Source organism: Carboxylicivirga mesophila, assembly GCF_018271975.1.
In the GTDB taxonomy this organism is placed as follows: domain Bacteria; phylum Bacteroidota; class Bacteroidia; order Bacteroidales; family Marinilabiliaceae; genus Carboxylicivirga; species Carboxylicivirga mesophila.
On record NZ_JAGUCN010000010.1, the window covers coordinates 117982 to 142323 of the forward strand.

At 42.1% G+C, this 24342-nt stretch carries 19 protein-coding genes; 11 read left to right on the forward strand and 8 right to left on the reverse strand.

Going from position 1 to position 24342, the window contains the following annotated elements; translation table 11 throughout:
• Nucleotides 1-45: 45 nt before the first annotated feature.
• From KEM09_RS10320 to KEM09_RS10335, 4 genes are all read left to right on the forward strand, one after another.
• Nucleotides 46-525 carry a TlpA family protein disulfide reductase gene (locus KEM09_RS10320; protein ID WP_212228096.1) on the forward strand — a complete coding sequence of 160 codons (480 nt, stop codon included), beginning with the start codon at nt 46-48 and terminating at the stop codon, nt 523-525.
• 11 nt (nt 526-536) lie between these two features.
• Nucleotides 537-1118, forward strand: coding sequence for a thioredoxin family protein (locus KEM09_RS10325; protein WP_244824952.1), 582 nt, complete (start codon nt 537-539; stop codon nt 1116-1118).
• 104 nt (nt 1119-1222) lie between these two features.
• Complete coding sequence (locus KEM09_RS10330) at nt 1223-2551, forward strand: serine hydrolase domain-containing protein (protein WP_212228098.1); 1329 nt, start codon at nt 1223-1225, stop codon at nt 2549-2551.
• 209 nt (nt 2552-2760) lie between these two features.
• Entirely contained in the window at nt 2761-5085 is a 2325-nt protein-coding gene (locus KEM09_RS10335; protein WP_212228100.1) for a glycoside hydrolase family 20 protein, read from the forward strand.
• Nucleotides 5086-5298: 213 nt separating this feature from the next.
• Here the strand turns inward: KEM09_RS10335 and KEM09_RS10340 are convergent, their stop codons facing one another.
• Nucleotides 5299-5847 carry a PepSY-associated TM helix domain-containing protein gene (locus tag KEM09_RS10340; protein ID WP_212228102.1) on the reverse strand — a complete coding sequence of 183 codons (549 nt, stop codon included), beginning with the start codon at nt 5845-5847 and terminating at the stop codon, nt 5299-5301.
• Complete coding sequence (locus KEM09_RS10345) at nt 5831-6355, reverse strand: putative periplasmic lipoprotein (protein WP_212228104.1); 525 nt, start codon at nt 6353-6355, stop codon at nt 5831-5833. Before KEM09_RS10345 ends, KEM09_RS10340 begins: the two co-directional genes overlap by 17 nt.
• A 346-nt stretch (nt 6356-6701) precedes the next feature.
• On the opposite strand from KEM09_RS10345, the gene KEM09_RS10350 reads away from it, so the two are divergent.
• Nucleotides 6702-7160, forward strand: coding sequence for a protein-disulfide reductase DsbD domain-containing protein (locus KEM09_RS10350; protein WP_212228105.1), 459 nt, complete (start codon nt 6702-6704; stop codon nt 7158-7160).
• Between the two features lie 69 nt (nt 7161-7229).
• On the opposite strand, the gene KEM09_RS10355 is transcribed toward KEM09_RS10350, so the two are convergent.
• Together KEM09_RS10355 and KEM09_RS10360 are read right to left on the reverse strand one after the other, a co-directional pair.
• Nucleotides 7230-7991 carry an energy transducer TonB gene (locus tag KEM09_RS10355; RefSeq protein ID WP_212228107.1) on the reverse strand — a complete coding sequence of 254 codons (762 nt, stop codon included), beginning with the start codon at nt 7989-7991 and terminating at the stop codon, nt 7230-7232.
• Nucleotides 7992-8233: 242 nt separating this feature from the next.
• Entirely contained in the window at nt 8234-10105 is a 1872-nt protein-coding gene (locus KEM09_RS10360) for a helix-turn-helix domain-containing protein (protein ID WP_212228109.1), read from the reverse strand.
• A gap of 217 nt (nt 10106-10322) precedes the next feature.
• Between KEM09_RS10360 and KEM09_RS10365 the strand changes: the two genes are divergently transcribed.
• Both KEM09_RS10365 and KEM09_RS10370 read left to right on the forward strand, forming a co-directional pair.
• A complete protein-coding gene (locus tag KEM09_RS10365) occupies nt 10323-11120 on the forward strand; it encodes an HAD family hydrolase (RefSeq protein ID WP_212228110.1) in 798 nt (265 codons plus the stop codon).
• A 107-nt stretch (nt 11121-11227) separates the two neighbouring features.
• Nucleotides 11228-12940, forward strand: a complete 1713-nt coding sequence (locus KEM09_RS10370; RefSeq protein ID WP_212228111.1) for a PNGase F N-terminal domain-containing protein — start codon at nt 11228-11230, stop codon at nt 12938-12940.
• Between the two features lie 652 nt (nt 12941-13592).
• Here KEM09_RS10370 and KEM09_RS10375 read toward each other — a convergent pair.
• Both KEM09_RS10375 and KEM09_RS10380 read right to left on the reverse strand, forming a co-directional pair.
• Nucleotides 13593-14945 carry an MATE family efflux transporter gene (locus KEM09_RS10375; protein WP_212228112.1) on the reverse strand — a complete coding sequence of 451 codons (1353 nt, stop codon included), beginning with the start codon at nt 14943-14945 and terminating at the stop codon, nt 13593-13595.
• 347 nt (nt 14946-15292) lie between these two features.
• Complete coding sequence (locus KEM09_RS10380; RefSeq protein ID WP_212228113.1) at nt 15293-17206, reverse strand: beta-N-acetylhexosaminidase; 1914 nt, start codon at nt 17204-17206, stop codon at nt 15293-15295.
• Between the two features lie 197 nt (nt 17207-17403).
• Between KEM09_RS10380 and KEM09_RS10385 the strand changes: the two genes are divergently transcribed.
• The 4 genes from KEM09_RS10385 to KEM09_RS10400 all read left to right on the forward strand — a co-directional run bounded on the left by KEM09_RS10385 (nt 17404) and on the right by KEM09_RS10400 (nt 21872).
• Entirely contained in the window at nt 17404-18882 is a 1479-nt protein-coding gene (locus KEM09_RS10385) for a carbon starvation CstA family protein (RefSeq protein WP_212228114.1), read from the forward strand.
• Nucleotides 18883-18888: 6 nt separating this feature from the next.
• Nucleotides 18889-20010, forward strand: a complete 1122-nt coding sequence (locus tag KEM09_RS10390; RefSeq protein WP_212228116.1) for a nucleotidyltransferase family protein — start codon at nt 18889-18891, stop codon at nt 20008-20010.
• A 62-nt stretch (nt 20011-20072) separates the two neighbouring features.
• On the forward strand, nt 20073-21272 hold the full coding sequence (locus KEM09_RS10395; protein ID WP_212228117.1) for an Lcl C-terminal domain-containing protein: 1200 nt from the start codon (nt 20073-20075) through the stop codon (nt 21270-21272).
• Between the two features lie 60 nt (nt 21273-21332).
• Nucleotides 21333-21872 carry a GNAT family N-acetyltransferase gene (locus KEM09_RS10400; protein ID WP_212228118.1) on the forward strand — a complete coding sequence of 180 codons (540 nt, stop codon included), beginning with the start codon at nt 21333-21335 and terminating at the stop codon, nt 21870-21872.
• 458 nt (nt 21873-22330) lie between these two features.
• Here KEM09_RS10400 and KEM09_RS10405 read toward each other — a convergent pair whose 3' ends face one another.
• Both KEM09_RS10405 and mvaD read right to left on the reverse strand, forming a co-directional pair.
• Nucleotides 22331-23332 carry a mevalonate kinase family protein gene (locus KEM09_RS10405; RefSeq protein ID WP_244824955.1) on the reverse strand — a complete coding sequence of 334 codons (1002 nt, stop codon included), beginning with the start codon at nt 23330-23332 and terminating at the stop codon, nt 22331-22333.
• Complete coding sequence (gene mvaD / locus KEM09_RS10410; protein WP_212228119.1) at nt 23310-24341, reverse strand: diphosphomevalonate decarboxylase; 1032 nt, start codon at nt 24339-24341, stop codon at nt 23310-23312. Before mvaD ends, KEM09_RS10405 begins: the two co-directional genes overlap by 23 nt.
• Nucleotide 24342 lies beyond the last annotated feature (1 nt).

The window sequence follows — 24342 nt, forward strand, 5'->3', positions numbered from 1 at the left end:
CACCATTGCTTCGAACCATCTATGCAACTTTCTGTTTTTGATAGTATGAAACGGATGGTTCTGAGTTTATTTGTGCTGACTGGACTTTTTACGCATACTTATAGTCAGCAGGTGGAAGAGGTGACTATTAAGCAATTACTGCAACGTGTTAACCAGCAAAATGACAGTGTTTATGTAGTCAATTTCTGGGCTACTTGGTGTGGGCCTTGTGTTGAAGAGTTACCTGTTTTTAGCGCTGATGAGCTTCATCAATACCAGAAACACCTTAAAGTTTTACTGGTCAGCCTTGATTTTAAATCGCAAAAGGAAAAAACTCTTATACCCTTTATCCGTCAGAATAAGATGGAACAGGAAGTGTTGTTACTGAATGAACGGAATCCGAATGACTGGGTTGATTTGATTAATCCTTCGTGGTCAGGCGCTATTCCGGCAACAGTGATCTATAAGAACAGTTCATCTGTTTTCCATGAAGGGGAGTTAAACCTTCATGAATTGAAGGAACTAATTAAGACTATTCACCATTAATGAAATATGTTATGAGAAAAATTAGCACGTTGTTATTCATGTTCGCCTTGTCTTTGGTTGCAATGGCGCAGGTACAGGTTGGTGATGTTGCGCCGGCATTTAAACTGCTGAACACGGATTATACTGAGGTGGCATTAGACGATTATAAAGCTCAGGAAGGGGTTATTCTGATTTTTACATGTAACCATTGCCCATATGCCAAGTTCTACGAAGAACGTATTAAGCAGCTGCACTCAGCTTATAAATCACAGGGATTTCCGGTTGTAGCCATTAATCCTAATGACTCGGTTAAATACAAAGAAGACGGTTTTTCATACATGGTTGATAAAGGCTATGAGTTTCCTTATTTGCTGGACAATGAAGGGATTTATAAAGCCTATGGTGCTACTAAAACGCCACATGTGTTTTTGCTGCTTAAATCCGGTGCTGATAAGTTTAAAGTAGGATATATTGGAGCGATTGATGATAGTCCGCAGGATGCCAGTGAGGTCCAATTAAAATATCTGGAGAATGCCATTAAGGCTGTTAAAAACGGAACGGCAATTAATCCTACATTAACAAAAGCAATTGGGTGCAGTATCAAACCTTTTTAATGCATAAAGCTGCCCAATTCAGTCGCATAACTCTCGAATTACTTGTTTGAAAGTTTTAAAACTGAGCAGAAAGCTTTATTTTTGCGTGGTTGGACATTGAATACATGAAGTTACTATATAAATCTCTGGCAGCAGTTGCCATAACAAGTTGTTTGTGGGTTTCATCAGCAATGATAAATCCGGTTACCGAATCATACGGTAGTGATTTTAATCCCCCCGGGAGCAAGGCCAGTTCGTTTCACGTACCGGCCTATTTATCCGATAACGAAGAGTTTACTCAGTTGGAGAAGCAATTGCAGCGCTTTATGCGCCGCGAGGTGTTAGAGGGTGCTTCTGTGGCCATTGCCAGAGATGGAAAATTGGTATATGCCAAAGGATTTGGTTTTGCCGATAAAGAGTCAGGAATAGCAGTAGAGCCGCAACACCTGTTTAGAATAGCAAGTGTTTCAAAGCTGATTACTGCAGCAGGCATCATGCGTTTGCAGGAGCAGGGAAGAGTATCCTTGGATGATAAAGTTTTTGGGGCTGATGGTATTTTAAACGATTCAATCTATTTAAACTATCGTGATAAACGGGTGGAAGATATTACGGTGCGTCATCTGTTGGAACATAGCGGGGGCTGGACTACTCGCTGGGGTGATCAAATGTTTATGCCAACTATTGTGGCCAGTTCGCTGAACAAGTCCTTGCCTGTCAGCAAAAGTGATATTATTCGTTTCGTGCTTAATAAACGATTACATTTTACCCCTGGAGAATCATCCTACTATTCCAACCTGGGTTATATGATATTGGGCGAGGTAATCAGTCATGCTTCAGGTATGGATTACGAAAAGTACATACAAACCAACTTACTATATCCATTGGGTATATTTGATATGCGCATTGGAGGAAGTCATTTGCATGAACGTGCCGCATTAGAAGTGAAGTATTATGAGCCCACCCCTACATTTATGGTAGCTGATCATACAGGTGCTGAGGGTGAGGTGCTGCGCACTTATGGGGGAAATGATATGTATGCCTTAGGTGCAGCAGGTGGATGGATTGCATCTTCTACAGATCTGATGAAGCTGATGCTGTCAATAGATGGTTTTGATAGTTATCCTGATTTTCTGAGTGCCGAAAGTATTCAAACGATGGTGGATGATGAAAGTAATAAATATGGTCCACTGGGATGGCGTCGTATACGCTCCAATACTTGGTTTCGAACAGGAACACTAGCTGGTACCTCGGCGTTGATGGCCCGACAAGAAAACGGAATTTCATACGTTGTACTATTTAATACCGGTAGCTGGAAAGGGCCTGCATTAGCCAACGATATTGCACGAGTAATGGATCGTGGTTTGGGTGCGGTTGAAAACTGGCCTGATTATAACCTTTTTCAGATGGACAATACCTGGGCTTCAACGCGAAAGCGTCCACAGGTAATTTATTAAATTCTTTTAAATCAATTCTTAAGACTTCTTAAGTAGGTTGGGTATCTTGCTAAACTTCTCTTGGTGTAAACATATGTGCTAATGCCGTGAACATGTTTTGAGGGGGATACATGCCTGTTATGAACACCGATAAGAGTAATTGAACACGCTGCGGTTTTACAAGCATTTGTTTTTGGTGAATTTTATGATGAATTAAAATACGCCGAAACATGAAACAATTGCACATGCTTTTATTTGTTGGATCCTTACTGTTTTTAGTCGCATGTAACAATAAGGAGGCCGATAAAACACCTTTAATTCCTTTACCCAATAGTATCCATTACCATTCCGATGCTTTTGTTCTGACCAATAAGACCCAAATTGTGATTGAGCAAGCGGATTTGTTACCGGGCATTGAAGCATTCAATGAGAGGATTGCCCGACATTGTAAAAATAAACTGAAGATTACGGATAATGCCCTTGCAAAGTCTAATATTACCATCAATTTTAATGGGCAGTTACCTGATGAAGGCTATAAACTGGAAGTAGGCAGCGCTGGTGTGATAGTTGAAGCATCCGGTGCGAAAGGAGTCTATTATGCGCTCCAAACATTCCTCCAGATGTGCCCGGAATTATTGGTTGATGGAGAAAAAAGCCAGTTTAGTTATGCAGTTAAAGGTGCCAGTATTGAGGATAGTCCTCAGTTTGCCTGGCGTGGAATGATGCTCGATGTATCGCGCCATTTTTTCACCAAAGAAGAGGTGATGGAGCTGATCGATTATCTGGCATTTCATAAAATAAATGTATTTCATTGGCACCTGGTGGATGATCAAGGTTGGCGAATCGAAATAAAGAAATATCCGAAGCTGACAGAAGTGGGAGCCTGGCGCGTTGATAGGGAACATTTACCCTGGAATGCCCGTCCGGCTATGCAGGCTGGTGAGGAAGCCACTTACGGAGGTTATTACACCCAGGAAGATATCAAAGAAGTTGTTGCATACGCACAAAAGCGGTTTATCACAGTTGTGCCTGAGATAGAGATGCCTGGCCATACAACCTCTTCCTTAGCTGCCTACCCTGAGTATTCATGCACTGGAGGACCCTTTAACGTAGTACCGGGAGGCTTATGGCCTATAACTGATATTTATTGCGCAGGTAAGGATGAAACATTTGGGTTTATTGAAGACATCTTAACCGAAGTTATGGAGCTATTTCCATCAAAATACATCCATATAGGCGGTGATGAAGCCAATAAAGCTGAATGGGAAAAATGTGCCAAATGTCAGGCTCGGATTAAAAGTGAAAAGCTGGCCGATGAGCACGCATTACAAAGCTATTTCATTAAGCGTGTAGAGAAGTTCCTAATGGCCAATGACAGAGTTTTAATTGGTTGGGATGAGATTTTAGAAGGTGGACTGGCTCCGAATGCAACAGTAATGAGCTGGAGAGGTTTTCATGGTGGCATTGAGGCGGCACAAAGCGGTCATGATGTTGTTATGACGCCAACTTCGCATTGTTACCTTGATTATTATCAAGGGCCAATGGATACGGAACCTGTAGCGTTCAATGGCTACATTCCTTTGGAAAAAGTTTACCAGTTTAATCCTGTTCCGGCAGAATTAAGTGCTGAAAGCGCCAAACATATTTTGGGTGGACAAGGTAATTTATGGACAGAACATGTGCCCACAAAAGAACATATGCAGTACATGACATTTCCTCGCATGGCTGCAATGGCTGAAGCACTCTGGACAAACGCCGAAACACGCAACTGGAGTGATTTTACAACACGGATTGGGCAAATGACACAAAGCTATGATGTTATGGGCTTAAACTATGCCAAAAGTATGTACACTGTACAGTTCGAGAGTGTGTTTAATGCCAAGAATAAAACCATTGCGCTTGAGCTGAATACAGAAATACCGGATGCAGATATATATTATACACTGGATGGTACACAGCCGGATCTATCGTCAAATCATTACTCAGGAGCCATTGATATTAACTCATCGGTAGAGGTGGTGGCTGCCTCATTCATTAATGGTAAGCAGGCCGGAAAAGATGCCCGTGTGAACTTTAGTCTGCATCTAGCTACGGCAAAGCCATTGAGGTATGAGAAGCAACCAAGTGATAAATATCCGGGCCTTACAGATATAACCTTAGTTAACAGCCTACGCGGTAGTCGAAATTTTAATGACGGCAACTGGCAAGGTTTTGAAGGAGATGATGTGGATGTAGTTATCGATTTAAATAAGGTTGAAGATTTAACGAAGGTGACTGTTGGTTGTCTGCACCAGACTGGCTCATGGATATTCTTACCACAGCAGGTTAAGGTACAAACATCGCTGGATGGTGAGCTTTTTACTGAAGCAGGGGCAACCATTAATAACATTCCACTGCAGAGTGAAGATCAAGTGATGGATTTTACGGTGGATATTTCAGGTACAACCGCCCGGTATGTAAAAGTGACTGTAGTTAACCAGGGGATGCTGCCCTCATGGCATGGAGCAGCTGGAAGTAAAGCCTGGTTGTTTGTTGATGAAATAATTGTAGAGTAGGTTTAGGTTAATAATGTAGTGATTGGAAGTAAAGGGCAGATATCTTCGGGTATCTGCCCTTTCAATTTCAGAATTTCTAATCTTTAGTGCTGCAGATCAATTGGTGTCGGTAGACAAATAGTTCTATGTTTAGCTTACTTCTTTTGCTTTGGTGTAGTACGGAGCTGTTCAGCAAAGAAAAGCCCCATCGACAGATGAGGCTAAGCTGTATTGTTATAGCATAAATATATAAATAATTGGTATGGCCAGGCCCAGCAGCAGGTAGTATTTACCTCGCCCGGCCAGTCCTTTGGAGCCTTTCACCATGAACAGGCCAGAAATTGCGAAGAATATCAATGTAAAGGCAAAGATATCGCCCATGATGGTCCAGCCACCTACTTTATTGTAATGTAATTTGTTAATGAAATAAATGAAAGGTTTTTTGCGGTGCTGCTCATACACCACCTCACCATTGTGACTTTGGTAAACGCCAATCCCCCCATCGAGCATTAGCCGGTAATGCTCAGTGTCAATAGGAAGAATGCGTTTTAGGGCAGGTACGTCAGTCTGCAATGCCCATGCCGTTTCAACCTGTGTCTTTGATAAGCCAGCTGGCAGCATTAGTGTTCCTTCAATGGTTTCGTAGGCCGGGTCTTTGCCATCCATATGATTGAGCACATAGCCCGAAATGCCATATATAATAGTAATGCCCACCATCACATAGCCCAGGTCGCGGTGGATAATGCGGAGCCATTTTCTGACAGCTTTATTCGACCACTTCATAGTTCAATCCTTCAACAAAGTATATTGAATAATGGTCTTTATTATTTGCTTTCATCCAGCTACGCATATCATTAATGTTATTAATTTCTGTAGCGCAGCTTTCGGCCGATCCATCTTCCTTCGCCTTTTCATTGACTTCATGCTCCATCTGGTCAATATATTCTTTCGATAAACGACGCTCTTTGAGAACACCTTCCACTTCGATAGTGTTTCCAACCAGTTCGCGATTAAAGCCAGTAATCTTTCCGCCTGCTTCTATGCGAACGGTAAACTGTTCATTGTCGCCAACCAAGAAGCAACGTTTGCCCGAGTGCTTACAAGTATGCGTTACATGGCCTTTCACTTTAATGGTTTTCTCTACTAGGTTGTCGGCTTGAGCCAGCAGGTTATCGACAGATACTGATTTAAGTTGTTGTGTTTCGTTTTGTGTTTCGTTGGTTTTCTTAGCTGGTCCGTTGCAGGCGATCAGGCTAATAAGGGCAACGGCTGCCAATAATAAATGTTTCATGTTACGATTAATTTTAGTTTGTTGATGGTCTGTAAAAAATATTTATCGATGATAAAGCTACATATTTAGCTCTAATAAGAATCGTAGATACTTAATTATTTCCTTGGTTTAGTCTGGGTTTAACATCGTATTAACAAGTTTGAGCAGTTAATTGCGGATGGTAAGTTTTTTTAAGAGTTGTGTCACCCAAATCGCGTATATTAGTGTCTTTATGTTGAATATGATTTTTAACCAAAATCATTACAAGAGATTTTAAGAAGATAATTTGGTCGTATATTTGTTGTATCCTATTTACACTAACGTATAAGTTGAAGATAATACGGTTTCATATTAAAAACAGTAATCAATGATGAAAAGAAACATTTTTGCCTTAATGGTACTCCTTATTTTTGGAGCAATAGGGGTAAGTGCTCAGGTGAAAGAGCCTGTGAAATGGAAGTTTGAGATTAAAGAGGTTAACCAGTACGAAGTGCAGGTAGTTGCGCATGCTACTATTGAAGATGGCTGGAAAACTTATGGCGTAAATGTGCCAGAAGGTGGCCCTGTAGCTACAGAATTTACTTTTGAAGGCATGGAGAATGCCAAAGAAATTAAAAAGCCCGTGGAAGTGACTAAACCAATTGTAAAGCACGATGATGTGTTTGATATGGAGGTGCCATTTTTTAAGCACGAAGCAACCATTACGCATAATGTGCGCATTACAAAGCGGCCGGCAACTGTTAAAGGCTATTTGACTTTTATGTGCTGCGATAATGAAACGTGTCTGCCCCCAACTGATGTAGAATTCGAATTCCAAGTGAAGTAAACACATCTAAAATACAATAAAAAATCCCGCATTTTGCGGGATTTTTTATTGTGGCACATATTCAATTATTTATTTGAGCGTGATAATTGCCAAATCATAATGGTTTTTCAGTTCTCGTTCTGAAAGTTTCATGCTCAATAGCTCTCTTCTTTTTTCGAGCATATTAATCATGTCTTTGTGCATACCCAGTTCTTCATAGTTACGTGCTTTCCAAAAGGCAATTGTTGGATCGTTAGGCATGTAAACAGTGGCTATGTCCAGCTGGTTTAATGAGCTGTTAAATAAGCGTTGAGATTTACGTTTTCTTTGATTGGTCGATAGAAGCTGATTATCTTCGATGTACATGCCTTTTTTGAAGCGTTTAAGAGCTACCAGGTAATGGTCTCTGGCAATTTGTTCGAATGATTCGTTGTCAGGATTGTCAAACCTTACATACACTCTTTTTTCCATAGGCGATGGCTGCCCGTTAACTTCACCAGGTTGCCACATACCTTCTGTTTCCTTAATGCAGGCTATCACTGCTTGTTCCAATGTGTAATTCACCCGGTTGGTAACAGTAAAGTTACTTAAGGTACCATCACGATTAATTGTAAATTCAATAGCTACAGTACCTTCTGGCAAGTAGTCATTTATAGGTACTTCTAATTCTAGATTTTCTTGCAGGTAGCAGCAAATTGGGGACTGCTTTACCTCTTCTTTAACAACTGGTTCAACTCCTTTAAATTTTGGAGGGACCACTTGTTGGTCACTGAGCATGATGTTTCTTTCTTCCTGTGCAACTAAGCCAAGAACAAAAAAACACATAGCAATTGTTAACAATGTCTTTTTCATGGCTTGTAGATTAAATGAGTAATTGATTGAAAAGCAACAGTAATCAAATAGACAGAAGAACGTTTTACTGTTAGATTCAATATGCAAATTACAATGAAATTGACGTGTTAACTGTACTATGAAGTTGCAGGTTATTGCAGCATCAAGAGTAGATATGTTTCAGTTATTGTAATTTAGTAGCACCTCACAATAAGGCCTGCACTTTTATTGTAATATTGTGGAATAAAAGTGCATTCGTGTTACTATTTTGTATACGGAAGTTTCATTTTTTGTAAAAGATGTATATATCGAACATCATCTTTAATGGCTTTACTATGGGGGTAAAAGTTAAGATAGGTAATGGGGTATGTTTTATTATCAATGGCTTCATTCAGATATTTAAAGGCATCGTCTTTAAAGCCTAAGCAAGAAGCCATCATGCCTCTGTAGCAAGAATTTATAGGTTGGGTTTGTGCTAAGGTTTCATAGTGTTGCCATATTTCCAGAGCTTTTTCTCGCTGCCCGCTTTCAATGTAGCAAAAGGCGCGTTGGGCGTCCCAATACATACCCTTAGGCAAGCGCTCGTGATAGGCTATTGCCTGGAGGTACTTTTTTTGGTAAAGGCAACATCTGCCCAGTATTAGTTGACCATAGGCGGCTTTGGCATTTAAGTCCAATGCACGGCGGGCAGATTGTTCAGCTTTGTCAAATTGATGGTTGTGGACATATATTAGTCCCAGCCAGGCATGAAAGGAAGCGGAAAGAGGATCAAGTATAGTTGCCTGGTAGGCATGTTCAATGGCTTTCTTATTGTTATTGAAGAGTACGTAATACCACGCATAATGAGCATGAGCCACAGCATTATTAGGATTGACATCAAGTGCACTTTCGAATGATGATGCAGCAAGCGACCAGTTCCAATCCTGATAAAGAATTAACAAGGATAGAGCAGTGTATGATTCATCAAGAGTAGGATCCAGTTTAATGGCTTTATTGGCAGCATTAAAAGCTTTTAAAAAAGCTGTATGAGCATCAAGCTGGCCATGACCCATAGTGGCATAGCCAAGTGCCATGCCGGCATAAGCAAATGCATCACCAGGATCTTTTTCAATGGCTTCTTCCAGGTAGGTGATACCTTCTTCAAAATCTGCAGTGTTGCCCTGATGCAAAAAATACATTCCTCTAAGGTAGGCTTTGTAAAGTTCCGGATTAACAATTTGTGTGTTTTGCATTTGTTTGTATTCCTTATTGGAGATGTTAGCTCTGATTTTTTTAGCTATAGCTTGTGCAACCTTCGATTGTATGCTGAGTATATTGGCTAAACTATCATGAAAGTCTAATGTCATCAAGTGTTCTTCTTTACGGCCAACTTTTATGACTTGAATAAGCAGGTGAATACTATCGCCAGCTGATAGTATTGAGCCTTCAATGATGGTGTTAACATCCAGTTCTTCAGCAATATCTTTAATTAACATATCGCTGTCTTTATAGCGTAGTGTAGATCTGCGTGAGATGACTCTTAGTGCTGAAAACTGACCTAATTCACCAACTAATGCGTCGTGTATACCATCTATAATATAGTCATTATCAGCTGAACCTGTCAGGTTTTCAAGTGGTAAAACGGCTACGGATTTAGGTGTAGCTAATAGTGCGGTTAGAGAGAATAATAAGATTAAACCGATACCTGCCAATGTAATAATAGTAACTATGAATTTAACTCTAGTTTTAGTTAATAGGAGGTGTACGCTAGTATTGACAGTTGTTTGTTGAAAGCGTTTGACCTGATCTTCGGCTTGCGCTTCTTTTTTGATCTCGCCAGGTGATATGTGGTAATAGCTTTTAAATACTTTATTAAAGTAACTGGGGCTTTTAAAACCTACGCGGTAGGCTGTTTCTGATACGGTAGCAACGTTGTGTTCCAATAAATCTCTAGCCCGGCTTAAACGTACATGTGAAATTGTTTCACTAGCACTCTTACCTGTTAATTTGGTTAGTTTTCGATGTAACATGGAACGACTCAATCCTACCTGGCAGGCCAATTCTTCTACCGAAAAATTCTCATTGTCAATGTTCTGTTCAATGATATCCTGAACTTTGCTAATGAATTGATCATCCATAGATTGATGTTCTTCCATGGCAGTAGTTGTGAATAGTGATGATTGAATGTTCGCAATAGGTAAAGATACGACCTCATGGCAGACCATGACAAGAGTGAGGCGGTATAATTTGATGAGTACTAAATAATGCTTACAGTCCTTTGTTATTGGCGTTTTGACTTTCTTTCAGAATATTAACATTTGTCGTGGCATCAGCTGATTTATTCAATTTATATTTGTTGCAAAAATTTAGGCGATGATTAAGATGATTGTGTCTGATATGGACGGTACACTATTAAACTCCAATAAGCAACTGCCCAAGGATTTTGCTGAGGTCTATGAGCAAATCAAACAGGCAGGTATACAGTTTGTAGTGGCCAGTGGAAGGCAATATTATACATTGATAGATGAATTTGCCCACCTCGATCATAACATTGCCTTTGTAGCTGAAAACGGCGGGTATATTGGCTGGAATGAGCAAACAAAAGTGATGCAGCCATTACTTATGACAGAAATAAAACCACTGATAATGGCGGCCAGAGAAGCAGGGGCTAATATTGTGTTATGTGGCAAAGAAGCGGCTTATGTTGAAAACACTTCCTCAGATGCATTTAAAGCCGAACTGGCCAAATACTATGCAAAGCATCAGTTGGTTGATGATTTACTGCGTGTTGATGACCACCTGTTGAAAATTGCTATTAATGACTTCTCAAACATCGAGTCGCAGGTTTATCCACTGTTAAAGGAGCGTTTTGGGCAATCATTTCAGATTAGTACATCCAGTCCTATTTGGCTCGATGTAATGCCCAATGGAATTAATAAAGGCAGAGCGCTGCAGTTTCTGCAACAAGAGCTTGGTATTTCGGCCAATGAAACAATGGCTTTTGGCGATTATCTGAACGATTATGAAATGCTGCAGGTAGCAGGGCACAGTTATGCTATGGCCAATGCGCACCCTGACATAAAAGAGGTGGCCAGGTTTTCAACCCTGAGTAATGATGAAAGCGGCGTGTTGCATGCCATTCGTAAGAGCTTGGCTCAATTGACCAATTAAGGGTTGTCGATACCTGTTTTAACTCTTTCTTGAACATTTGTTCCCTTTATATGTAACAATGGCGTTTAATTTTGTAGTCAAACTACAATTAACTCAATTTGAAACATATGAAGATTTTTTGTTGGTCGCTACTGACTCTCATTTTAGCGAGTAGTGCAATAGCGCAGGATTATTCAAAACAGGGGACAATATCTTACAAAGTATTGTATAATGGCAAAGAGCGGGTCGATATGCCGCTATTGCATGTTATGTATGCCAAGCAATCTGCTAAAGTTTGGCGCGACCAACCTGCGGTGGAACAACTGATACCAGGTTATGCTCACGAGGCTACCTATGTTGATTACATCAAAAAGGAATTGATTCAGATGGCTTCGTTTGATAATGGTGATGTTTATAATTCGAGTACTGGCTTTGATGGTTTGCCAACATTGGAATTAACTGATAAAACACGCGAAATAGGAGGCTACAATTGTAAGCAGGCCAAAACAGTTATCAACTCCAATCATATTGAGGTGTGGTACACCACCGAAGCTGGCATTGAAGGCTCGCCTCAACCACACGTGGGTTATGTACCTGGTCTGGTGCTCAGCATTGTTCGCAATGGAAACTATGAGACACTCGCCACCAAAATTGATATTAAAAGAAAGAAAGCTAAAGAATCAGTATTGCCTGCTTCTATTGGGCAGACGGTAACGAAAAATGAGCTGGGTGATATCAAGCGGGAGAAGATGATTATCACCACTCGAGTGTTTGACGATGAGCAAATATGCTGGGGTAAAGATAAAATGGAGGTGACAGAGCCAGTGCTGGATTCGGTTTATCACTTCGCTGGTGGCACCTTGATTGTAAAAAAGGTGAAACTGCCCGAAACACCCGACCATTATTCGGTGTTTGCTGAGATTGAGCAGTATAGTAATGGCGATGCCTACGACCGCACCGGCTCAGTGTTTGTGATACCAACCAACCAAGAGCAGAGTTTCTGGGATGGGCTAAGAGATGGCATGGGTACCTTGCCCATTTATTACGATGCCGACAGTCTCGATTATCAGGGTGTTGTAGTGACAGATAACTATGAGCCAGTCGTTGAACTGGTGCGTTTCTTTACCACCTTTGGAGTGCGTCACTTTAATGACCGGGTGAAAATTAAGGATATTGAATGGGAAGATCATTCAACGTATAAGCAGGATATTACTGAACTGAAGCCATACCTGGAAGGCGAGGTGCTGATTGGGGCATTTATTGGAAATTATGATAGGGGCGGACATAAGCTGTCGCTCGATATTAAGGCCTATCCGGGTAGTTTCGATTGGAAAGAGGATGCGGGTAAAAAGCAATATATGCAACCGCTCTTTAATACCTGCAATGTGATGGAGATGGGTGGTCAGCGCTATGGTACCATGTTTAAAAATGACAGCCTGACACTTGATTTCACGGTACCCGAAGGAGCGAAAAATATCAAGCTGCGATATATAACAACCGGTCACGGTGGCTGGGGTGGCGGCGATGAGTTCAATCCTAAGCAAAATGAAATTTTTATCGATGGTGAACGTGTATTTGTATATACGCCCTGGCGTACCGATTGTGCTGCATATCGCAAACACAATCCTGTGTCGGGTAATTTCTGGAATGGCATTTCTTCATCGGATTTAAGCCGAAGTGGCTGGTGTCCGGGTACGGCCACCAATCCCGAATATGTGGAGTTGCCCGATTTAAAGCCCGGACGTCACCAATTGAAAGTGGCTATTCCACTTGGAGAGCGAGCCGGAACAAGTTTTAGTGCCTGGAATATTTCAGGTATTCTGATAGGTGAGTTTGAGTAGAAGTTAGAATGTGTGAATCTGAAAAGGTCAATACAGAATTGTATTGGCCTTTTTCTTTTTATTCAGCCCCATAATGGAGGTTGTGAGCATATGGTGTAGGCTTCAGTTTCCTTCTTCAAAAATCAGGACGTTATCAAATGGCATATTTCTGTTCACTATACAATTATTAGGATAGCAGAAATCCATTTTGAAGCCACAATTAAAATCTATGGTAAGGTTTATGTGAATGATGGCAAGGGTAACTGGATAGGTAGTGGTTGTTGATTAATCTGATTACGAAGGAAGTTGGGTGGTCTATAAAAAAAGAGAGGACAGATACGTTTATCTGTCCTTACCCTTAAATCAGCTAACTAAATCCAAGTTTTATGAAAAAATCCATTACAAAGATGGGGATATTTTTGGGGGTTGCAAGAGTAAAAGTGTTAAAAAATTGTAAAAGCACCATTAAAATAGGGGGTGTTTCTGTAAAAACACTAATTAATGACATGTTTCGGTAATATAAATAGGGGGTATAGTGCTGTATATTGCATAAATTTATCCTGGAAATTTCATTTTAGTAGGGGGTGTAAGCAATAATCCCCATTTGATTGCCATTTTAACTGCAATAAATGGGGGTTGCTTAATGTTTGACACTTTTTAATATTTAATGCTGTTAAGTTGAAATCTGAAGCGCTTTTTTATTCAGCTTCTGAAGTCGAAAATGGAAAAGCAAGGCACAAATGCCTAATCCGACCGGAAAGCCCAGCCAGATGCCTATTTCTCCAAATCCTCCTATAAAGGCAGCCGAGTAACTAAATGGGATGGCAATACCAAAATAGGAGATAATGGTTAAAATGCCGGGGATGGTAGCGTCTGCCATACCTCGTAAAATGCTTGAGTAAATGATTTGTATGGCATCGAAAAGCTGAAAGATTACCAGTACCACAATCATTTTTGATGCTAAGGCAATCACCTCCGCATCGTTAGTAAAGAGCTGGGGCAGCCAGTTGCGCAACAATATAAAAGCAGATGATATAACTACTACCATCACAATAACAATCTGAAAAGAGGCCTGTGAGGCTTGTTTAATCAATGCCGGTACCTGGCGGGCTGAAAACTGACTGATGCGAATAGTGGTGCCTGCACCGATGCCCTGGTAAAGCATAAATCCAAAGGTGGAGAGGCTAATAACAATCTGATGGGCAGCCAGGCCAGTATCACTTAGCCAACCAATCATAATGCCGGCCACAATAAACGCCGATGCCTCTGAAAACAGGTGTAAACCCATAGGAACACCCAGTTTGACAATTGATTTAACCGTCTGCAATACCTTACTAAAAGTGAGCTTAACAGCTTCAGATTTCAGAGGTTTATACCTTCTGATGAAGACAGTCATTATAACAGCCATTGCCACCCTTGCAATGAGCGTCGACCAGCCGGCTCCGTAGAGGCCCAGTTCGGGTGCTCCCAGCTTTCCAAAAATCAGGATGTAGTTGCCCAGGATATTCATTACATTAGCAATTAGGGTAACAACCATGGCCAAGCGTGTGTTTGAAAGACCTTCGGCGAGTTGCTTGCCACTTAAAAACAGCATGAGTGGTATAATAGACAGGCTGATGATACTAAAGAAGGTTTGTGATTGTTGAATTATACTCTCGGGCTGATGCATAAAGGGCATAGCATAGTATAGTGCCAGGCAGGTGATGGCCAGGATGATGCCCATCAGGCTGTTGGTGGCATAAGCTCCATACTTCAGAAAATGCAAATGTTCGTACTGCTTTTTACCAAATGCTTTACCTACCAATGGCGTGATGGCCATGGCAAAACCCATTCCGAAAATAAGTGGTAATGAAAACAAGGTATTGGCAAAGGCTGCAGCAGCCAATTCTGTTTTACCCAAATGGCCAATCATCATGTTGTCAACCATTCCAACGGTAATTTGTCCTACCTGCGCTATAATAACAGGCAGCGCTAATCTTCGTGTTTCGGCATAGTGCGGACGAAACAAACGCCAGTATCGCTTCATAATAAAAATAAAATAAACAAATTATAATGTGGGCGAGACCTTGCCCTTTAATACACCTGCAACATTCAAGGCTTGCAAAACGAGGTTTTGGGCTTCAAGGTGAGAAGCTTTGAAATGCCGGTCATCAATGTATTAAAGTCGCCAAAGATTGGCACAAAAGTAATTGCTTTTTGTGTTAATCAGCGTTAAAAAATTAAGTGATTTGGTAATTATGTCAGTCAAAAATGCAAATATCTTAATGCCAATTTTGACTTAATCCTGAAAGGATGATACAATAATAACCATAGGTGTAACCCATGGGACAAAGTAAATAGGAAAGAGCACCGAAGAGGGCTCGACTTCATAAACTACCTATATGTCTTCAATACGGCCTTCATCTTATTGGCCGAATCAGTCAGGCCTCCTTCACGGTTTCTCATTCGCCAGATGGTTTGGTGCTGAGCAATAAGAGCTTCCAGTTCTTGCTTTAGTTCGGCTTTTCTGGCTGCATCCAAACTGGAAAAATGTCCATCTGTGGTGGTGAGCTTGGCCAGTGCCAGATGACAGGCATGTAGTGCTAATGCGCAGGCTTGTGTCACCTCTTGTCGGACAATATCTGCATCTGCACATTGGATAGGAGCAGCTTGAAATGCGGCGAGTTGTTGCTCAATAAAAGCAATGGTTGCTTCAGTATTGGTTTTATTAATCCTCTTAAGCCATCGATCGGTTTTAATGGATTTGCTGTTACGTTTCAGTAATTGATGAAATATATTACTGTTGTCAGTCGGGGCATGCATCTTAAGGTAGGCATCGCCCAGATTGACCAGTGCTGTTCCACTCTGTCCGCTTGTGTCATTCAGTATCTGCAGCGAAACGTGTTGTGCAATGTCAATTTCGGTATTGCTTTCAACGCTCCAGCTAAGTGCTGCTCCATATAATAGGGCAGGATAGCAAATGCTGAGCGGTTGCCAGTGGCCCTGATCGCCCCAATTAGTGTTCAGAAAGCCCTTGGCACCGTATTGCTTGCCATTTACGGCGGCATTTTTTAGGTTGGCAAACGCATTTTGGTTACGCCCAATAATACTGTTCCAGGTAGACGTCCCCGGACATACATAATAGGGTAGGCCTGCCTGCTGAAACTTTGGACAATTCTTATCGAAGGGGTAATCGGCCTCATAGCCCCAGATAAGGGCCACCATGTCTTTGGGTAGCTCAGGTATTAACTCGGGATGGTGCAGAATGATATCGCCCCAAAACTGTGTGGTGCGGTTGTATTTATCCACTTCCTTTTTAAGTTCGAGAACAAAATCGAGGTACACACGGCCTTTGCCTTTTTGCTGGCACAGCGCTTTTGATTTGCCAACGCCCAGTTCAACAGTTTCGTCACAGCCAATATTAAAATACTGGCTGGTAAAGTTGGGCAACAGCTCGGCATACAGCTCTTGCATCAGCTCCAGTGAGCCGGGCTCAACGGGGCTAAGGCTGGTGCGCGACATCATGCCCCAGATGGTTTTGCCGGGTTGTGGCAGTTCGGCCAGGTGCTCATATTCTTCGTGTATCAGCCAACGCTTCATATGGCCAAAGGAATTCTGGTTGGGCACCAAATCGATATAATGACGCCGGCAATAGGCATCTAAGACCTGTATTTGTTCGGCTGTCATTGGACTGGCATCTTGCCATACGGTCTGGTGATTCTTGTAAGCAAAGGTATGTTCGGTATACAATTGCAGCTCATTAATTTTCCATGACGCCAGCTTATCCACAATGCCATACAGTGTTTTCATGGTAGGCACTTTATCACGGCTGATATCCAGCATCACACCACGTCGTTCAAAATCTGGTTCGTCAACAATGGATACCATTGGCCAGTAGCCATGGTCAACAGCATAGCGGCCTACTTGCTGTAGAGTTAGCAGTCCGTAATACACCCCGGTTTCGCTGCCGCCAGTTAGTTGTATGTCATATTCGCCAATGGTGAGCGTGTAAGCTTGTGGCTTTAGTTGTTGGTCAATTTTAATTGAGAGAGCAGATTGGCCAATTAGCGTTGGGGTAAGTAAAAGTTTTGATTGAATACCGGTTTGTTCAAAGTTGCTTAGTAAATGGAGTAATGGTTTGCTCCATTGAATAGCAGTGCCGGGCAGGTGAATCGTCAGTTTGGTGGCTTGCAGTTGTCCCTCAGGTATTTGAAGTGCTTTAGGCGCTGGCAACAGATAGTTGCTTAAATCAGAGGCGATGGTCAATTGGCCCGTCAATAGGGCAATGCATAAGAAAAGGATTCGCATATTACTGGTTTATCAATTTAATTCCGAAAATACGAAATGCACTGGCGATTGCAAGGAAAGGGCGGGAATTCTTTTGTGTGCTGTTACATCCTGCATAATAGAAAAACACTCAACTAACGCATTATTTTTACACACATGATTGTCTGCTTTTTATAAACCATTAGTTTTGTTAATGTGAAACTCCTTAAGATTATACTATGTGGACATTTGTTGGAGCCATAGTGGCTTTAGTACTTGGCTTTATATTTTACGGCAGATTTATGGAGCGCTTCTTTGGGGCGGACGACAGCAGACCAACACCAGCAATTAAACAAGCCGATGGTGTTGATTTTGCGCCCATGCCTACCTGGAAAGTATTTACAATTCAGTTTTTGAATATTGCCGGACTGGGTCCTATATTCGGAGCTATTTTGGGAGCTATGTATGGGCCAATGGCCTATGTATGGATTGTGTTGGGCTGTATTTTTATGGGGGCTACACACGATTATTTCTCTGGTATGCTGTCTATACGCCACGGAGGGGCAAGTATTCCCGAGATTGTGGGTAAATATCTCGGACCGGGATTTCAGAATTTTCTGCGGGTGTTCACTTTGTTGTTGCTAATCTTTGTTGGGGTAGCTTTTGTTTCTGGGCCAGCCGGCCTGTTGGCCAACCTCACCGGCGGCGGTCTGCGCATCTGGTTATACGTGATATTTGCCTACTACCTGATTGCCACTTTATTGCCCATCAATAAAATCATTGGTAAAATATATCCACTCTTTGGCGCTGCTTTAATAATTATGGCACTGGCCATTGCCGGAGCGATGCTTTGGGGTGGACTGTCGGGCACAGTACAGATGCCCGAATTATCGGCTGCCAGCTTTGCCAACTGGCACCATCATCCCACCGAAAATATCCTGTTTCCTATGATGTTCATTGTCATATCCTGTGGAGCTCTGAGTGGTTTTCATAGTACGCAGGCTCCCATGATGGCCCGTACCATTCAAAAGGAAAGCTATGGCCGTTATGTGTTCTATGGCGCGATGGTGGCCGAAGGGATTGTTGCTATCATCTGGGCAACCGCTGCAATGACCTTCTTTGGCGGCGCCGAAGGCTTGAATATAACTATGCAAATGGATGGACATAATCCGGCCTGGGTGGTGAACGAAATTAGCGTAGCGTGGTTAGGGTCTGTTGGGGCTGTTTTCGCCATTATTGGTGTTATAGCCTGTCCGATAACAACCGGCGACACAGCTTTTAGAAGTGCAAGGCTTACCATTGCAGATGTATTTATATACGATCAGTCGACCATAAAAAAGCGCTTAATCATTAGTCTGCCGTTATTTGCTGTGGGTTTTATATTGTCGCAGCTGGAGTTTACAACTATCTGGAAATACCTGGGACTATCGAACCAAATACTGGCTGTGGTGGTATTGTGGACAGGGGCCATGTATCTCGCTAAAGTCAATAAGGCGCACTGGTATTTGTCATTACCTGCTACATTCATGACCGTGGTTTGTATCACCTATTTGATGGTGGCTCCTTTGAAAAATGGCGGATTGGCTATGGAAGTACAATTGGGAACTGCAATTGGCTTGCTGTCAGGTTTAATGGCTTTAGGCTTATTTATATTCCGTACCAGGCGAATCGCCATGAAAGCACAAGCTGTATATTTAAAGGTAGATGATATAAAATAGCACTTTATGGGCGATGAGAGCATAATACAAGCGACTGAGAAGCAATGGCTGATTGAGGTTTTGGCTAATAAGCAACCAAAGTGGCCAATGAGCTGTGATGGTGATAATGCAGTGCATATCGCAGTGCAAAATGGAGTAGGAGCCTTGGTGTTCCAAACCATCAGTGAACAGAAGCTGGATTGCCCGCAGGATGTAAAAGCTGAGCTGAAAAAAGCGTATTTTACTAACCTGATGCGTAATGCCAATATAGAGCAGGTTTGGAAAGAGTTGAATGTGAAGATGGGGCAACTTCAATTTAGCTATATACCGCTCAAAGGCATTTATCTATCGCAATACATCTACGCTGATTCTACCCTGAGGGCCATGAGTGATATTGATGTATTGATGAAGCCTCAGGAAGCCGATGAACTCTATCTTCAATTACTTGAAAAAGGAGCTGTCAGTGCAGAACCCGGATATCAGCCGTATTCTTCAACTACTGATCATCATCTGCCTGGACTTACATACAAAGGTGTATATATAGAACTTCATCGGGGATTATTTCCGGATGACGCTAATTATAACTTACCGGTTGATCTTATCTGGCAACAGGCTATCAGACACAAGCATACTTTGGGTATTCATCCACATCTGAATCTAATATATCTATGTCTGCACCTGTATTATACCGTAAAACGTGGTGGATTGCGCATTGGGTGGCTCTACGATTTTATTGTCTATAGCCAATCTGATGAGTTCGGGCAGTGCGAGGGCGATTTTATGCAGCAACTACATGAACTTAATTGCGCTGAACCGGTGTTGGGTTTGCTTTATGCCACTGAAGAGCTCTTTGCTCATCACTTTGACTTTATTGAGCATGGAATTGAGGGTAAAACAATTCGCTCGGTTAAAAAGCGAGTGATTTACTTTTTGAATCACCAAGGCGAGGGTGGAACTGATTACAGCTACGAGATAGCGCTTGAACGACTAAAAAATACAAAGGGATTGGCCGCAAAGTTGGCTTTTGTAAAGCAGCGTATTATAAAACGTGATAATAATTCACAATCAACCCTTAAGCGTCTTGGCACCTTAAGCATCCGCATGCTGGGCATGCTGCGCCAAAAGATGATTAGTTTCTTCAGGTTTTAGGGAAGTGTTTTTCTTCCTTATTGCCGAATTATACAGACAAGGAATCACACAAAATGAGCAGTATGAAAATCCGGTTATTGATTTGTTTCTTTGCAATTGTTCCTTTCTTTAAAGCAAAAAGCCAACAAGCGGGAGAGGTGACACAACGAAACTACCCGATTGTTGATACCAATGTGAAAACATTCTACAGCGATGTTGCCATCATAGCAGAGCTATCGGCAGGCGATGCTTTTTATGGGCAGGATGCCTGTTACGATGGTCATCAGCCTTCATACACTGACAATGGCGACGGAACCATCACCGATAATGTAACGGGCTTGATGTGGGAAAAGGATATGGGCGCAAAAATAACTTTTGAAGAAGCCTTTGAGAAAGCACAATCATCCAACTTAGGAGCTTATACCGATTGGCGTGTACCGACCATTAAAGAGCTGTATTCACTTATTCAGTTTACTGGCCAGGTCAAAGGAGCCAGGGCGATACGTTTATTTATTGATACCAACTATTTTGAACAGCCACTGGGAGATGTTAGCAATGGTGAGCGGGAGATTGACGCGCAAAGCTGGTCGTCGACTGAATACGTAGGCCGCACCATGGGGGGAGATGAAACCGTGTTTGGTGTTAACTTTGTTGACGGACGAATAAAGGGTTATCCCAAATACAATCCACGCAGTAAGCGACCTAATAAAATGTATTTTCGGCTGGTGCGTGGAAACAAGTATTATGGCAAGAACCAATTTATTGATAATGGCGATGGTACGGTGAGTGATAAGGCCACCGGTTTGATGTGGCAAAAGGCCGATGACGGCATCGCCCGGAACTGGCAGGAAGCATTGGCCTGTGCCGAGAATCTGGAGTTAGGTAAACACAATGATTGGCGGCTGCCTAACGCCAAGGAATTACAAAGTATTGTGGATTATACCCGTTCGCCTCAAACAAGCCGTTCTGCCGCTATCGATCCCATTTTTGAAACCAGAACAATTGCCGATTCGAAAGGTAACAAAGGACACTATCCATTCTTTTGGACAAGTACCACGCATCAGGATGGTCGAAACCCATACGCCAGTGCTGTTTACATTGCGTTTGGCGAAGGCCGGGGGATGATGCGGGGTGTGCTGATGGATGTACACGGGGCAGGCTGTCAGCGAAGCGATCCTAAAAGCGGCAATCGAAATAGCTACCCGCAATTTTTCGGCCCGCAGGGTGATGTACGCTATGTTTATAACTTTGTGCGATGTGTGCGTGATTGTGATACTGACTAATGTAATGGTATTATTTACAAAATAGCTGATATTATTGGGGCCAGAAAAACAGATTTTACTATGAAACTCCAGACTAAACGACTCATTATCCGACCCATTGACGCCGATGATGCAACTGCGTTATTTAAGTATCGTTCAGACAAGGAAGCCAATCAATACCAGGGGTGGATACCCGAAACCATTGCAGATGCAGAAGCATTTATTGCCAAGGTGGCGAAGCAAGTGAATGTGCCCGATACCTGGTTCCAGCTGGTGCTGATAGAGCCAGCTACTCAGCAAATAATCGGTGATGTAGGCTTACACTTTTTCGATAGCGATAACCAACAGGTTGAGATTGGCTGCACCATCGATAAAACGTTTCAAGGCAGAGGATTCGCCACTGAAGCACTTGAGGTGGTGGTAGACTATCTGTTCAATCACCTTAGCAAACACCGAATCATTACTTCTATTGACCCGGCTAATAGTAGTTCTATAAAGCTGGTTGAACGCCTGGGCTTTCGCAAAGAAGCGCATTTTGTGCAGAGCTTGCTGATTAACGGGCAATGGGTGGATGACCTGGTTTATGCTGTGCTTAAAAAGGATTGGAAAACTATAGTATAATTGAAGGAATAGTAAACTATTGCGATAAAATTTGACATGGTAGACACGGTATTTGTTGGCAGGACATTAAAAATACCGAAAGGCCCTGCATTTTATTTAGCAGGCCCTAGAAAATATGGGAAGGCCGTTGCGTTTTTATAGCAGGCCATGGAAAATACGGGAAGGCCGTCAAAAATATCATATTTTCAGCGCCCTTTCGTTTTTATACTATTTACAAAGTAGCTGGATGAATGTTGTTTACATTTGTGGTTGTTATGGTGGAAGAAATACCTGACAAGGATGTGTATCGCAGTTTTTTTTATGTATCACAGAGGTCATGTTCAGGTGCAAAGTATTGTGGTTCTGGTCAGGCTCTGTGTGCTGTAGTCATTAGAAAGCTGTTGTTTAATATAATTTGAAGATATACGTTTCCGTTTGCTTGTTGAGGTTCTATACTATCAGTTTTTGGTATCAGGCTGTTAAACTTCCTGATAAACTGGGATAATCTCTTTACCTTTAGTGGCAAAATACGCTTTAGCAGCCGAGTAATTACGTGTAAAACCCAGGAAAAAACCTCCGCCGCCAGAGCCACAAAGCTTAAGGGTATAGAGTTCTGTACTAAATCCTTCTTCCCAAAATGCCTGAATTGGCTCAGGTATCATCTCCTTAAAATAGTTAAGCTGAAAATTCGAAAGTTCTTTTAACGAGTGAAACATATCATTCAACTGCCCACTTAACATTGAACTGATACAGCGATTGGTGGTAGGAATCAGTTGGGTGTCAATCAGCTTTTTAAAGCCTGGGTCGCTCACCTTATCCATAAACTGCTTCACCAATGGAGCCGTTTTACCGGTAGTTTCGGCATCAAGCAAGAAGATGGCATCTTCGTTGAGTATATCCTGTCGAGGAATACCTACAGATGAAATATGATGTGCATTTTCCAGTACAATTGGGTGTTTAAGATAGCAGATAAGCGGGTCGATGCCCGAACTGGTACCGTGGTAAAATGATTCTATCTGAGCAAATATTTTTTTAAGTTCAAACAACTCTTTATCACTGATATTTATATGCGCATCAATCCGGTTATTGGCATACGAATTATAAAGCGCAGCCACTAAAGCACCACTGCTACCCAATCCGTATCCTTCAGGGATCGATGATTCGAAGTACAAGCCTTTTTTCAGGTCATTAGCCAAACCTTCGGTATTCAAATCGGCCAGCAGCACCTTTTGTTCTTTAAGCGAAGCAATGTAATCAAACAGTTCTTGCAGCTGCTTGTTTGAATTTTTAGCAAACGTAAGATTTGTATAGCTATCGCTGTTGATGAATTTGAGTTCACCATTAAAATGGGAGTAGGGTATCGTGAGTCCCATTGAGCCCAGGATAATACTGTACTCCCCGAAAAGCATCACCTTTGAATAATAGATATCTTTTTTAGTTTGTTCCTGCATGCTTCTGTTAGTCAATCGAAATTTCGTCATAGATTACTTCCTGGTTGTCACAAAGCGGCCTAAGGTGCTCCTCAATAAATGGCAACATCACTTTACTCTGCGATTTAGGATAGATGAGGTGGATGTTGGGGCCCGCATCTAGGGTGTAGGTCACTGGTATATGCTGATGTTCCCTGAATTTAACAATGCGCTTAATTGCCCGCAGCGATTCCGGAGCCATCAGCGTATAGCCAGGTGAAGAGCTCATCATTAAGCCGTGTAGGCTAAGGGCTTCTTCTTCACAAATCTGAGCAAAAGCTTTAAAATCACCATCTTTTAGTGCTTTCAGCAGGGCAATGGTATTTTTATTGGCTTGCTCAATACGTCCCTGACGGTAGGGGTGATGAGTCATTAGCTCGTGCCCCAATGAGCTGCTTACCGCTTTGCTGCCTTTACGTATGACCAGTATCGTGTCTTGTAAATCATTGAATGAATCATGTACCTGCTGGTTAATGCTAAGGCCATACTTGTTGGATGCCTCTGGCAGGGCTAATGTTTCACCCCATAATACCCAGCCTGAGATAGTTGAACGGCAAGCACTCCCAGAGCCGAGACGAGCCATTTCGGATAGCATCTGGCGATAATCATCGGGTAGTTGTGAGGTATCTAACTGCTTCTGAATAGCCAATAAAGCTTTGGCTATGGACGCCATTGAGCTGGCCGAGGAGGCGATACCACTTGAATGGGGAAAGGTGTTGGAGCTTTCAATCTTCAAACGTCCGCTATTTAGAAAGGGCAGAAACGCTTTCAGTCTGTCGCTTAAGGTTTGTAATTTGGGTAAAAAGTCAGGTTTAGTTAGTCCTTCAAACAGGAACTCTATATTTAATGGAGCATCACCTGGCTGATAGGAGACCGCTGTTTTGGTTAATGCTTTTGACAGCGTAAAGCTGATGCTTGGGTTAACCGGTTCCTGTATACCTTTTTTTCCCCAGTATTTGACAATGGCTATATTTGATGGGGCACTGGTGGCTGACTGATAGCTTTGAGTTGATATAGACATG